This is a genomic window from Flavobacterium cyanobacteriorum (genome assembly GCF_002251835.1).
GTDB classification, from domain to species: domain Bacteria; phylum Bacteroidota; class Bacteroidia; order Flavobacteriales; family Flavobacteriaceae; genus Flavobacterium; species Flavobacterium cyanobacteriorum.
On record NZ_NOXV01000174.1, the window covers coordinates 1 to 12,376 of the forward strand.

General features: G+C 35.6%; 11 protein-coding genes. 1 reads left to right on the forward strand and 10 read right to left on the reverse strand.

Annotation, left to right across the window (positions count from 1 at the left end):
• Positions 1-167: 167 nt before the first annotated feature.
• From CHU92_RS03180 to CHU92_RS03220, 10 genes are all read right to left on the reverse strand, one after another.
• Positions 168-710, reverse strand: coding sequence for a hypothetical protein (locus CHU92_RS03180; RefSeq protein WP_094412529.1), 543 nt, complete (start codon positions 708-710; stop codon positions 168-170).
• Positions 711-941: 231 nt separating this feature from the next.
• Positions 942-1,073 carry a hypothetical protein gene (locus tag CHU92_RS16165; RefSeq protein WP_262494631.1) on the reverse strand — a complete coding sequence of 44 codons (132 nt, stop codon included), beginning with the start codon at positions 1,071-1,073 and terminating at the stop codon, positions 942-944.
• A gap of 4 nt (positions 1,074-1,077) precedes the next feature.
• Complete coding sequence (locus CHU92_RS03185) at positions 1,078-2,382, reverse strand: MBL fold metallo-hydrolase (RefSeq protein WP_094412531.1); 1,305 nt, start codon at positions 2,380-2,382, stop codon at positions 1,078-1,080.
• A 3-nt stretch (positions 2,383-2,385) separates the two neighbouring features.
• Positions 2,386-3,360, reverse strand: coding sequence for a hypothetical protein (locus CHU92_RS03190; RefSeq protein WP_094412533.1), 975 nt, complete (start codon positions 3,358-3,360; stop codon positions 2,386-2,388).
• Positions 3,350-3,844, reverse strand: coding sequence for a hypothetical protein (locus tag CHU92_RS03195; protein ID WP_094412535.1), 495 nt, complete (start codon positions 3,842-3,844; stop codon positions 3,350-3,352). Before CHU92_RS03195 ends, CHU92_RS03190 begins: the two co-directional genes overlap by 11 nt.
• Positions 3,845-4,525, reverse strand: a complete 681-nt coding sequence (locus tag CHU92_RS03200; protein ID WP_094412537.1) for a hypothetical protein — start codon at positions 4,523-4,525, stop codon at positions 3,845-3,847.
• 511 nt (positions 4,526-5,036) lie between these two features.
• Complete coding sequence (locus CHU92_RS03205; protein WP_094412539.1) at positions 5,037-6,548, reverse strand: DUF7017 domain-containing protein; 1,512 nt, start codon at positions 6,546-6,548, stop codon at positions 5,037-5,039.
• Complete coding sequence (locus CHU92_RS03210; RefSeq protein WP_094412541.1) at positions 6,538-8,745, reverse strand: ATP-dependent DNA helicase; 2,208 nt, start codon at positions 8,743-8,745, stop codon at positions 6,538-6,540. Before CHU92_RS03210 ends, CHU92_RS03205 begins: the two co-directional genes overlap by 11 nt.
• Before the next feature lie 54 nt (positions 8,746-8,799).
• Entirely contained in the window at positions 8,800-9,585 is a 786-nt protein-coding gene (locus tag CHU92_RS03215) for a hypothetical protein (protein WP_094412543.1), read from the reverse strand.
• A 2-nt stretch (positions 9,586-9,587) separates the two neighbouring features.
• Positions 9,588-10,778 (reverse strand): reverse transcriptase family protein, encoded by a 1,191-nt coding sequence (locus CHU92_RS03220; protein ID WP_094412545.1) that lies wholly within the window; start codon positions 10,776-10,778, stop codon positions 9,588-9,590.
• Between the two features lie 444 nt (positions 10,779-11,222).
• Here CHU92_RS03220 and CHU92_RS03225 point away from each other — a divergent pair, with 444 nt between their 5' ends.
• Complete coding sequence (locus tag CHU92_RS03225; protein WP_094412547.1) at positions 11,223-12,227, forward strand: helix-turn-helix transcriptional regulator; 1,005 nt, start codon at positions 11,223-11,225, stop codon at positions 12,225-12,227.
• The last annotated feature ends 149 nt before the right edge of the window (positions 12,228-12,376 follow it).

Genomic DNA, 12,376 nt, shown 5'->3' on the forward strand with positions numbered 1-12,376 from the left:
TTATTTTTCAAATTGTCTGTTGTCGTCAAATAGGGTTGCCACTAACGTTTCGCAGCTTGCAGAAGTGGCGGATTAAGTAAACCTAAACTTTCGGTTAAACACTGACTTTACAAGTACAAAACCAACTTTAAATTAAGCCCAAAACCCGCCATTTTTGCAAACTGCTGTTATAGGGCGTTTTTTTTCTTTACATAATTAATTTTCCAGCCTAAAAAAAGTGTAGCAAATATTGGAATTAAGAATATACTTAAGGATGAATTGTTTCCAGTCATCTTATTATATACAAAACCTAACAGTCCACCTATTATAGCTCCAAAAATTGCCCAACCAAAATAAGTTAGTCTACTTTTTTTGTTATCTGAAATTGTCGAAATGAGTTTTTGGTTAGATGTTTTTCCATTTGTCAAATAGTTTTCAAAATTGTCTATAAATGTTTGCCATACGGCTTCCTCTTCTTTTGTTTTCATTTGTGCGTCTGTGTCAACACAAAAGTTTGCAAGAACTTTATTGTCAACGATAGAAACGAAAATTTCAGAAGCCCATTTTAATGGGTTTGTTTTCCAAGCGTCCAATAGAGAAGAGTTCTGCTTAAAGGTCAAATTGCCCTCTTTGTTATCTGTTAACTTAATGTCGAACTGTTTAAAAAAGTCAATAACTTTTTCTGTCAGTTGTGTTGTGTCAGTAACAATAATTTTGATTTGTCTTTCCATTTAATTTGATTTTTGAAGTGGTTTTAAAATGCCCTATAACGGCTGGCGGTATGAAAAGTTGCCGATTGCGGGTGATTTCCTGTCAAGTTACACAAAAGTTGAAGCGAGCTATAACCCTTGAATTTACTACTAACTCGGCAATTTTTTATACCGCTTGTTAGCAACTGGGCGTTCTTGTCTGTCAATGGTTTGAGATATATTTCTAATTCCGTCATTCCTTATTTTCTGTCTTTAAAGATTTAGTTTTTTAGTGTCGGCAAAGTCAGGGCTGGCAAAATAGACAAGCTCTTTGGCAGGTTTTGGTATTAGCGTTGGCTGGTGCGACCTGACAATGTGCTTGGCTATGTGCTGTGGGCTTTTCATTTCATTATATTTCTTTCGTTTCTCCATCGTTCATTTCAACTATTGGTGTTGTAAAAATCTTGTCATATTCGCTTCCGCTAAAAGTATGAATTGGAACAATATTTTTTGGTTTTATTGCTGCAACCATTTTTTTTAATGTTCCTGTGTCTGCGTGTCCGCTTGTATGAATTTTATGTATTGTAAAATTGCGATTTGTCAAATAGTTAAGGAATTTCTTTGTATCTGATTTTTGCAAATATCCTTCCCACATTGAATATATCAGGTTTCCGCCATTTATTTCATTAATATTTTCTAAGTCCTTTTGCATTGATGGTCTTACAACCATTACAATCTTGTCCGCCTGATTACTTATTTCATCTTTGGTGATTTTGAAATTTTTGAATTGATACAGAATTTGTTCGTGTCCTTCATTTTTCAACCGTCTACTTGTGTAATAAGGAAACATTACTTTCAAATTTTCGAACTCTTTTGAAGGGAAAGGGATTTTAGCAAATTTTGATAATTCTTTCAGAATTGTTGCTACATAAACATCAACGACAAAAATTTTATTGGTTCTTATACAAGCCCGGTAAACTGAAACAATTCTATCAATATTTTGTCCTGACGTGTATATTAAATTGATTTTGTTTTGCTGTTGAAAGACTTCCATTAAGCCATTCTCAATTTCTGTTTCTGTCTTAAACGGTTTGCTTTCTCTACCAATGGTTGTGCCTTCAAGAAGCAAATAATCCACATTCTGAGGTGCATTGTGCGTAAACCATTTAAAAGCGTTTGCTTTTCTTCCGTGGTTTCTAAAATCACCTGAATAAAATATGCTTTTACTTTCCGCTTCAACTAAAAATGAATACGCATCAAAAGCAGAATGGTCAGCCCAATAAGGTGTAATTGAAAAGTCGCCAATTTTAAAAACCTTTTCTTTTTCAAAATAAGTAGCGTTTTCAATGATTATTTCTTGTGGAGTAAATATACTATTGAGTTCAATTATTTTATGTGTTGCTTCGCCCAAAAAATGTTTTACTTTTTTATCAATGAAATTGCTTAGTCCGTAATGGTCTTGATGTGGATGCGATATAATTACACCATCAATCAATTTGTCTGTTTCACTATAAAGCCCTTTAATATCAGGCAATACACCGTGTTCAATTAATTCTTGTGGGTTTAACTCTTTGAATTTGCTGAAATCAAATTCTTTTCCATCTCTTTCGACTAATGGCATACCAAAGTCAAGCAATATTCTTGTGTTTTCAGTCCAGACTTCCACACACGAACCGCCAATTTCCTTTGTGCCACGATGGATTTTAAATTTCATAAATTACCAATTTGATAAACCGTTTTTCATAGTAAAATTGAATGTTTGAAGATTGTCTAAGAAATTTGAACCAAGTTGTTTTCTTGTAAATTGTAAAATATCATCAAACTTCGTCTTTGCCGAACTTTTGTAATTAAATTCCGAAATAATCAAAACCGGAATAATACTTTTGATGATATTAGGTTTTCTCCAATTCGGATTTATTAAACCAATTTTTTGTTTTTGCTCCAACATTTCAAAAACAGCATTTTCCAATTCGTTTTTCGGAAAATTTGTAAAAACATCGTTGTATAACCCTATTTGCAAGGGACTAAGGTAAATTCCAGAGGTGTTTGTTCCGTGTTTGTATTCAATCAACAAAATATTTCCGTCTTTGTCTAATGCTAAAAAATCAAGTTCGTTACCAATTGCTTTTTTCCCTAAATCTTTTCCGTATCGTTCAGGATTGAGGTCTGAAATTTCTCGTTGTAATTGCTTGTATTTTTGTTGTAGTGTTCCAAAAAGATTGTCTTTCTCTGCTTGGTCTGAATAGCCGATTACTGCTTCTTTGTCAATAATTACAAAATCAGTATCAGGCTTGCCACATATTCCAAATATTTTCGACAATTCGTTTTGATAAAAACCTTCTTTTTTGTTTTTATAATACCTGTCAAATTTACTGTTCTGTTCGATTTGAGTAATTAAATATTCAATCTCATTCTGGTAGTTTTCACTTAAATTTTTCTGTCCATAAAGATTTGGTGAAATTTCTTTGTACTTGTCGTCAGCATCAATTAAAACATAAGTGCTGTCTATAGGTAAAATGGTTAAAATTCTTGTAAGACCACGATAAACTGAAATCCACTCTTTTGAATTATTTTTGCCAATCAAAAAATCTAATTCCTTATGATTTTTGACGAAGTCAAATAACCATCTTAATTCACTGCCAGTTTCTAATAAACTTGCAAGTCCTTTTGATATGGTTCTATTATAATACATTCTCTTGTTTTTTGAATGACCACACTTTATTTCTTACTAAGCCATAAAGAATTGGGGCTAAAAACAACATTACTATACCTGCAATACCCCTGCTTTGTCTTCTTTTGCTTTTTGTATTTCCACTTGGTGAAATAAAGTTTACCAGATAAATTGCGAATATCACGCCCAATGGAATTTTTGTTATTAAAGCCAACAATGTTTTAAAAATATTTCTATTGTCGATAAAGGTGGTTACGATAATCCAAACGAGTAGAAGTCCTTCAATACCAAAAAAAATGTTTTGCAAAATGCGATTATCAATTTTGTCGCCCAAAATATAGAATAAGCCAAGCGGGGCAAGAACCAACATAAAAACTTTTGTCAAGTCAGCAAAATCCCGATATACTGTGATTGTTTTTGTAAAGCCAAGTATTATACCGAGAAGCAAAATCCCAATGCTTCCGTATATAAAATATTCGTTTGGTATTGTTTTTAAATATTCCATTTACTTTTTATAACTTTTAATTTTTGAAATTGCTAACTCTGTGCATTCGGTAATCGCCTTTGTGAATTTCTTCTTTCCCAACTTTTCTTCATTGAAATCAATAATGATTGCAGTATCATCCTTTGAGTTCGGTAGGATTTCATAAAATCCAACATATTTTTTTTGAATTAATTCAGAAACTGAATTAAAAACTTCTAACTGTATTTTCTTGATTTCTTCTGGTGTTGCCTGTTCTGATGAATAATTCAAGCCATAAACTAATGTGCCTTTTTGGATATAAATTGCTAAAACTCCTTCTTCAAGTGGTTGAATAGGGATTAGTTTGGGTCGTAATTTTGATTTTGGGTCGGTATTCGTAACAAATAAATATTCCAAACCTTGACCTTTTTCAGGGTCATAATTCTCTCTGTTATATCTTGGTCCCATTAAAAAGTCTTCGTTCTTTTTTTGAATAAACATCAATGCTTCTTTTCCAATTTGACTAAAACTTTTATTCTCTTTTTTAATAGTAGTCGCAACAAGTAAAACCAATACAGGAATAGCAACCTGAGTAAAGTTCACAACAGAACCTAATAATTCGTTTGTGTCAAAATTACTGTTTATTAAAAGTCCAATAATCGCAAGGACACTCATAATTCCGAGTGCAATTGATAACATTTCATTTATTCTATCTTTATTCATACTTTTTATTTTTTAGATTTCAAACTCTATTATTCTAATTGGTGGGGCGGAAGATTTGGCTCTTTGACTTTTGCGAAGCGTTGGCTTGTGTGTCGGGCAAAAGGCAATGTGCCAAATGTGTGTCGGCTTTCCGCTTTTCTTTTATGCGGGTCGGCAAAAAACTAAATCTTTTGTCTTTCGTTTTCATTCTCAAACCATTCTTTTCTGTTGTCATTGTCTCGGTGTCGGTTTTTTCTTCGCCTTGTTGCTAACGTTTTGGCGCTTGGCGCAGTGGCGGATTACGGAGCAGAAAACTGTCAATACACCACATAATTTGATGCGAGGTAGAATGTTCAATTAACCACTTCACCCGCCATTGCCGCCAAACGCCTGTTAGGGCATCGTGCTTCTTTTTCGTCCGTTCGGTTTTCTGTCGGTTTTGTCGAGCGTAGGGACAGACACACTCTTTGCCAAGCTTGGGTTTTAGCGTAGGCTTGAGCGGCTTGGCAATGTGTGTGGCTGTGAGGGTTGGCTATTTGATTTCTATTGCTTTCCATCCCCATTCATTTTTCTTTTTATTGAATGATAGTATCGCTCTTCCCTTTACCTGCTGTCCATCAGTTAGCTTGCTTTCTTCTATAATTTTAGGCTCAACAAAGATGTCCTCTATAAAACCAAAGTTTTGTGGAGAAATTACCTTTATTGTTCCTTCAAAATCTTTCATTGCATCAGATGACACATTAGAGTCAGCTTTTTTAGCAGACAGGATTTTATAAAAACCATCTTGTCCATCTCCATTAAAACGTACTTTTAAAAGGTCGCCAATTTGTGGTTTCGTCAAATTGCCTGAGTAATTGAAGAATCCAAATTTCCGCTTATCCTTCACAAAATTCAGGATACTCTTGTTTTCGTTCACAAACTCAACTGCAATTATTTCTTCCGGTATGTCCTGAAACAATATTTCCTCTGCTTGCTTGATGCGGCTTGAATACAAATCTTGGTTATCCTTTTTAGCTGTGGCAGATTTATACCACTCTTGTTCTGTCCATTGCACAATTTGGTTTGGCAACTTCCATTCGTGTTTCTCTCTTGTTGCTATAACTTTTTGTATTTCCGTTTTAGCTTCGTTGTACATTCTCTTTCCAATGAGCATTTCAGAAAAGGTCTGTCTTAATTTAACTAAAAAGTCTTCGGGAGTTTTTAGGCTCAAGGCTTTACAATAGCACGCAAACTGAATGTCCTTTTCTTCTGGAAATATTTCTGCCATCAGTTCCCACACCCAAAAGTCATTTCTTTTCTGCTTAGCAAAAGGCAAGAATGCAGATAGAACATTTTCATCACTACCTGAAGCCAAAAGAAGCTTTGCCTTGAAATAGGGTGGGTATTGATAGTCAGGATGTTTCTCAATCAAAGCATCCAGTTTTGGCAAGAATGATTGGATATTCTCCTTGTCAATGACTCTTTGTTGTCCAAAAGGATCTAAAGGTTCTCCTTCCAAAAGCTTCTTAGAATAAGCAATGTATGCTTGTTCAGCAATAGACATCATCTTTTTGCCTTTGAACTCCTCTTTTAAATAGTCTTCGGAACGAAGATTATCAAAATTCCACCAGTCGGCAAAAGTTAGATAGTTTGACCAGTTTTGATAGCCTTTGTGAAAGGCTTTGTAAATAAAAGAATATGCCTCAGATGGCTTGGTGAAATGAAAGTCTCTGATAATTTCAAATAACTCATTGATTTTGGCGTAATCAACATGTTCTGCTTTTTGTAAGCCAAAAACTAAACTACCGATTTGCCAGGCACAATTGTCAAACACCATTTTCTCATCTTCAGGCAATTGCAAATCTTTAATCTTGATAAGATTTTCCTTGAATACTTCAAATGATGCTGGCTGAGCATTTTTTTTGAGAAAATCATAATACACCCATGCGGCAGCACGCTTGTTCCAAATGTTTTCGGGTTCTGTTTCCAAAGCCTGATTTGCCATTTGCAAAGCTTCATCAAGCTTGCCCGCTTGTCGTAGTTCTTTGATTTCTTTAAATGACATAATCGGCTTCTTTTAGGTTCTTTACAATGGATTTGATTTTGGCAAGAAGTTCGGGGCAGTCACATTTCTTTTCTAAAGGAAGCACTCGACCAAAGAAACCTGCTTTATCATATTCAAAGTCAATTATGCATGACCTTCCATTATTTTCTATGGTATATCTTTCACGGTATTCGAGATGTTGAATGTTGGAAATGATTTCATCTTTTGATAAACTTTTACTGATAAAATCGAATAGATTTTTCAAGAATGGCTTCTCTTCTTCAATTGCTGCATCAAATTCAATTTGGGTCAGAATACCTTCAACGCTATTCCTGTTTACTACAATCGGAATAGCACACTCTAGTATTTTTGTGATGGTTTCAAATAATTCATCAGAATTGGTTTGTGCAGTAAGCTTTTGAAAATTGCTTTTAAAAACATTCTGACCATTAACCCAGTATTTGAATGCCGCTGTTTGGGCTTCTCTTTTGAAGATGTAACGGATTTCATATCCGACTTTTTGCCATGCTTCAATATCAATATAATGCTTTCGCAGATTGTACCATCTCTGAATGAAATGATCTTGTATAGTCAAAGGTGCATCAACTAAACCAAATTTTTCCAGTTCTGGTAAGACTTCATTGATATTGATTTCAGTTGTGGGATTTGATTGTCCTGTCAACGCATTGAAGGCCTGTTGAACATTGACGTCAATAAAATTCATACCTGAAAAAGATGAGAAAAACGGTGGGTTGATGCAAAACAGTTTCTTGGATGCTCTGGTAACTGCTGTATATGCCCAACGGTAAAATTCTGAATTGGTCTTACCTGAGCGGTTATGTTCCGATTCATAAAAGTTGAAGTTGGCTTGCGTTCCTCTGTCCCAAAATACAAAGGCATTTGACCATTCACCGCCCTGGGCTTTGTGACAGGTTACTGCATAACCGTATTTCAGAAGTATGCAGTTGAAATACTTATCGTTGATAATGGCTTCCTTAAACTCCTCTGTACCCTTTTTGAGTTTGGGATGCCTGTTTTTGAAATCCACATATAGGGCTCTTTGCTCTTCGGGTTTTAAGTAATTATCACCGTATAGATAGTTTTCTAAAATATATCCGTATATGGTTTTAGGCTGATTGTTTTCATCAGGTAAAACAAGGCTAATTCCCCGCCAAGTTAATCTTACAGTTTTTGTTTTTCCTTTTTCAATGTAAAAACTAACTTCTCTGCTTTCAACTGTTGGGTTTGCTTCTGATACAATAGCAAATTCACCATTCATGATACCTAAACGGTAATTGTTTCCACCGATGATAACGGTATCGGATGCCTGAATGGGTAAATCATCTCCAAATTTTTCTCTGCGGATAGCTCGGTTCAAATCAAGTGCTGTTTTGTTTTTGTAGCAGATAATGATTTTTTGGTCTTGCTGTGCCTTATAGGTTTCTAAGTAATCCTGATATGCCGGATTGAAAATGTCCCGATTATTTTCTCTCAAATCAAAATCATTGAAGTAGCCGGAAGTTAGGCACTGCCTTATTTTAGTAGCGGAAATTAAAATGCCATTATTGGCATCCTGACGTTTCACTTCCTTCATTTCAGCTTGCGAAACAGAAACCTTGTAAATCTCACTTAAATAATTTGGATCAAGTGCAGGGGAGAAGGTCATGCCAATTGGTGGCAACTGTGCAGGGTCACCTATGAAAATGATTTTGCTTCTTGTTGTAGCTTCTTGAATTCTTCCATAAGTCATTAGGTCTCGCAACAAATGCCCACTACCAAAGCGGAAAAACTCGCCTTGGCTCAAAATATCGCTGGCCATAGAAGCTTCATCCACTATCAGAACCGAATCATGAACTTCTGGATTGTTTCTGATTTTGTATTGGTACAAAAACGAAACGTTATCTTCATCTTCACCCTGTTTGATTTCCTGCAATTCCTCAAAGCTGTATATACCTTTGTGGATGGTGGTTGATTCAAAGCTTGTTTTTTGATTGATGACTTTTGCAGCTCTGCCAGTTGGAGCCATCAATTGATATTTCTTTTCTAAAGATTTAAGATATTCAACAAAACCCTTTAATAAGGTTGTTTTACCACTTCCAGCATATCCCTGAAGGATAAATATCCGCTCATCACTTTCTAAAAAAGCGTGAAGCCTTTCCAACGCATTGCGTTGGTCGTTGGTGAGATTGATATGTTGGAAATGGTCAAATATTTTCATGGCTGTAATTCTTTCATGCAAAGGTTGATTTTAACTGTGCGGTGTATCTGCATTTTATCGTATGTTTTGTATTCCGTTTACAACATCAAAAAGTACTTTATGATAAAAACTGTAGTTTTTATCAAAATCAGAAATAATCTGATTGAGTGTTTGTTGATCGTTAGGAGATAATTGATCTCTATGACTACCTTTATTTCTTAAGAAATAGATCTCATTTATATTTCGAGCATTAACCTGATAATTAAAATGAATTGACAAGAAGATTGATTTAGTGTTAAAGCTTACTCTTGACAATTCTACTGGCTCAGATTGGTTTGTATTCCTATTGAATGAAAAAAATGAATTGTAAAAATTAAACGGGTTGCCTCTGTAGTTCGGCCAATTGGGAATTACTGAGCGGTACTGCTGTGGATTTGCTGAAACAAGGTTGTGAACATTCAAGGAATTCAAAGAGAAATTGAAAATGTTTTCAAGTTGCAATGAAAGCCTTCTCCCAAATTCAATAATATCATCGTTTTTAATAGCTATTTTCATCTCTTTGAAATCCTTTATTAGCTCAGCTTTTAAGTTATTATCTGCAATGTTGTGATAGAATACTTTGCCGTAGTTGAGTGCCTTTTTATCTATAAAACTTAAATAAGCTTTAATTCTGCCAACGTCAGATTCCGTAATACTATGAAATTTGTCAAGTCCAGAGGTATTGGTTCCGTTTTGAAAAAAGCTATTGACTATTTCAAGGTTGAAAGACTCAAAAAACCAAGCATACTCATTATTGCCTTGCAATTGTGTTAGCAAGGTTTTTGTAAACTCTATAAATTTTCTCAGGTCTTCTTCGTTCATATTTATTGATTTTTGAATCTACTATAAAGGCTCATGGCTTTATTGAGCCCTTGGTTTACCAATGTATTTAAAACAGAACTAAGGTCAATTTTGGATTGATCCTTTGTTTCTTTAAAACCGGTCAAATTATCAAACCTCTCCTTCAATCTTTTATAAGTCCCATCCTCTGTTCCTTTGACCATCTTCAAAAACTCCAATTTTCCATCTAACACATTCACCAAATGCGCATTGATGTTTTTTACATGCCCTTTATCAGCAATGTAATCCCGTTTAAAAATCTGCTCCGCTTTTTCGTAGCCATACTTTTCCCAATAGTACAGCCACATACGGATTTGCTTCAAATATCTCCTGCGGACATTTACCTTGTCGTTTACAATCAATCCTGTTGCTTCCTGGCGATACCCGGCTTTTTGTAAACGTGTTTTCTTTGGGTTGATAATCAGTTTTTGGTCTTCTTCAATAATTCGCTTTAGCTCCTTATTGAATTCTTCATCTGTATAAATATTGTGTGGTGACGAAAAGGTAATATCGTCAGCGTACCTTGTATACGTTGCACCAAATCGGTTGGCAAGTCCGGTAAGTCTTCGGTCAAGCTTTTTGCAAAGAATGTTGGTTAAGGTCGGAGATGTAGGGCTGCCTTGTGGAAGAACCGTTTTTACTTCACCGTCAATTTCAAAAGGGTGGGTGCAAAGACTTGCCAATAGGAAAGCCAAAGGTTCTTTGTCGCCATTCAGGTTAAAAGGTTCGTAAATGAAGCCCATTTTCACTCTGTTGCGGTCGAAAGTGTGAAAAAAGTCTTTTAAGTCCATGTTTAGGACATAATGATGCCCCACGTGCTTTTTGGCATTGTCAACGATTGACTTTTCCAAAACAAAACCTGTTGCTGCTTCATGTGATTCATAAACACATTGAAGTACAAAGTTTAGAGAGCGAAGGATAGACTTTAACCCTTTCACTGGTGCATGGATTATTCTGTCTGCACCCGACTTTTTCTTGATGGTAAAAGTCTGATAACGCTTTTTGCAAAGTGTGGGATTAGCATAATAGGTCAATGATTTTAATTGAACCGGCTTACATTCCTCACCATAAAGCATGTTTTTAGCGTCACTTAATAGTTTCACTAATTCCTCCTTGCTTTGCAGTTCTGCAAATTGCTTCCGTATTTGGTCGATATGTGCCTGTTCAATTTTCATGTCTAAAGTTTTGAAGGACTTTGAAAACACCTGCCGGATACTCTTTTTGTATGAATATTTCAATCATTACAACTGAAATCAATACCTATTCATCACTAATAATTACATCAATAACAACTTCATATTATTGATATTGAAATCAATAACCGCTGTTAAAAATGCCTAAGTGACATTCATCCCAACCAGAGGTTGGGAGAAGATGCCGATCATTGTCTCAAACCGAAATCTGAGACCAGCACCCACGAATCAATATCTTGTGGCAAGTGTTTCAAAGAACTTCTGCAAAAGTAGAGTGCTTCTGTGCACTCAATCTGCACGGTAAAGATACAGATAAAAATAAGTTACAAAAGCATATTTTGTATTTCCATTCATTACATTGCTCATTCAGGGAATAAAAGTATCTTTGTGCTGTGCATTCAACCTGCACTTAAAAGTCTTTAAGTTATGTCTGTCAACAAAAATGCACTTATCCGCTATCAAGTCTTAGACCGTTGCTTTCGCAACACGGGCAGAATGTATTTTTGGGAAGACCTTCTTGAAGAGTGCAACAAAGCATTGATGGATTTTGACCCAAAAAGCGAAGGAATACAAAGAAGGCAATTGTTTGATGACATTCGTTTCATGGAAAGTGAAGCAGGCTGGTCTATTCCACTTGGCAGAATCCGTTATGGTCGAAAAGTATATTATCGGTATGAGGATTTGTCATTTTCAATTAGCAACCAACCTTTAAATGATTCAGAAGCAGAACAAATAAAGTCAGCCCTTCAAATTTTTTCTCGTTTTTCGGGAACACCTCAGTTTGAATGGGTCAATGAAATGATACCGATGCTCGAATCTAAGTTTGGCTTAATTGAGCGTAAAAGTGAAATCATCAGCTTTGAGAGCAATATTGACCTTAAAGGGCTTCATTTTTTAACTCCACTGTTCAATGCCATAGTTAATGAGCGGGTTTTACTTGTCAAATACAAGGACTTTAAAAGTTCTGAACCATACGAAATCACTTTTCATCCATACTATTTAAAGCAGTACAACAATCGGTGGTTTGTCTTTGGGCTTAATTCTGATAACCAGGTCCCGAATTGGAATCTTGCCTTAGATCGAATTGAGTCATTGTCTGAAACAACCCAGAAATGCAAACAGTCAGAAACCGATTGGGAGGAGTACTTTTTCGATTTGGTTGGTGTTACCCGCCCCGAAAGTGGGATCTTACAGGAAATCGTCTTGAAGTTTTCTCCTGAAGTTGCTCCCTATGTCATTACAAAGCCTATTCATCCAAGTCAAAAGAACAAGAATGACTCAACTGGTCTTGAAGTCAAAATCAAAGTCATTCCAAATTTTGAGTTGGAACGATTGATACTTTCTTTCGGAGAACAAGTCAAGGTAATTTCTCCACAGGATTTCAAAGAACGTATTTCTCAGCGTCTCAAGTCAGCCGGTCATCTTTATTGAGCATTGGCAAAATTCAAGCTCTTTTGGTTTTTTGTTTGGGTTATTGTGTGTCGGCAAAAACCAAATGTGCTTGAATGTGGGCTGGCTCATCTAGCATGTGCCCTAACGGTTCTGCGCTTGGCGTTCGTGCGGGATTTCGGAGGACAAAA

What these genes read in the sequence shown, in the direction of transcription:
- CHU92_RS03180 (WP_094412529.1), bottom strand. Translation starts at nt 710, where the DNA reads ATGGAAAGACAAATCAAAATTATTGTTACTGACACAACACAACTGACA.
- CHU92_RS16165 (WP_262494631.1), bottom strand. Translation starts at nt 1,073, where the DNA reads ATGAAAAGCCCACAGCACATAGCCAAGCACATTGTCAGGTCGCACCAG.
- CHU92_RS03185 (WP_094412531.1), bottom strand. Translation starts at nt 2,382, where the DNA reads ATGAAATTTAAAATCCATCGTGGCACAAAGGAAATTGGCGGTTCGTGT.
- CHU92_RS03190 (WP_094412533.1), bottom strand. Translation starts at nt 3,360, where the DNA reads ATGTATTATAATAGAACCATATCAAAAGGACTTGCAAGTTTATTAGAA.
- CHU92_RS03195 (WP_094412535.1), bottom strand. Translation starts at nt 3,844, where the DNA reads ATGGAATATTTAAAAACAATACCAAACGAATATTTTATATACGGAAGC.
- CHU92_RS03200 (WP_094412537.1), bottom strand. Translation starts at nt 4,525, where the DNA reads ATGAATAAAGATAGAATAAATGAAATGTTATCAATTGCACTCGGAATT.
- CHU92_RS03205 (WP_094412539.1), bottom strand. Translation starts at nt 6,548, where the DNA reads ATGTCATTTAAAGAAATCAAAGAACTACGACAAGCGGGCAAGCTTGAT.
- CHU92_RS03210 (WP_094412541.1), bottom strand. Translation starts at nt 8,745, where the DNA reads ATGAAAATATTTGACCATTTCCAACATATCAATCTCACCAACGACCAA.
- CHU92_RS03215 (WP_094412543.1), bottom strand. Translation starts at nt 9,585, where the DNA reads ATGAACGAAGAAGACCTGAGAAAATTTATAGAGTTTACAAAAACCTTG.
- CHU92_RS03220 (WP_094412545.1), bottom strand. Translation starts at nt 10,778, where the DNA reads ATGAAAATTGAACAGGCACATATCGACCAAATACGGAAGCAATTTGCA.
- CHU92_RS03225 (WP_094412547.1), top strand. Translation starts at nt 11,223, where the DNA reads ATGTCTGTCAACAAAAATGCACTTATCCGCTATCAAGTCTTAGACCGT.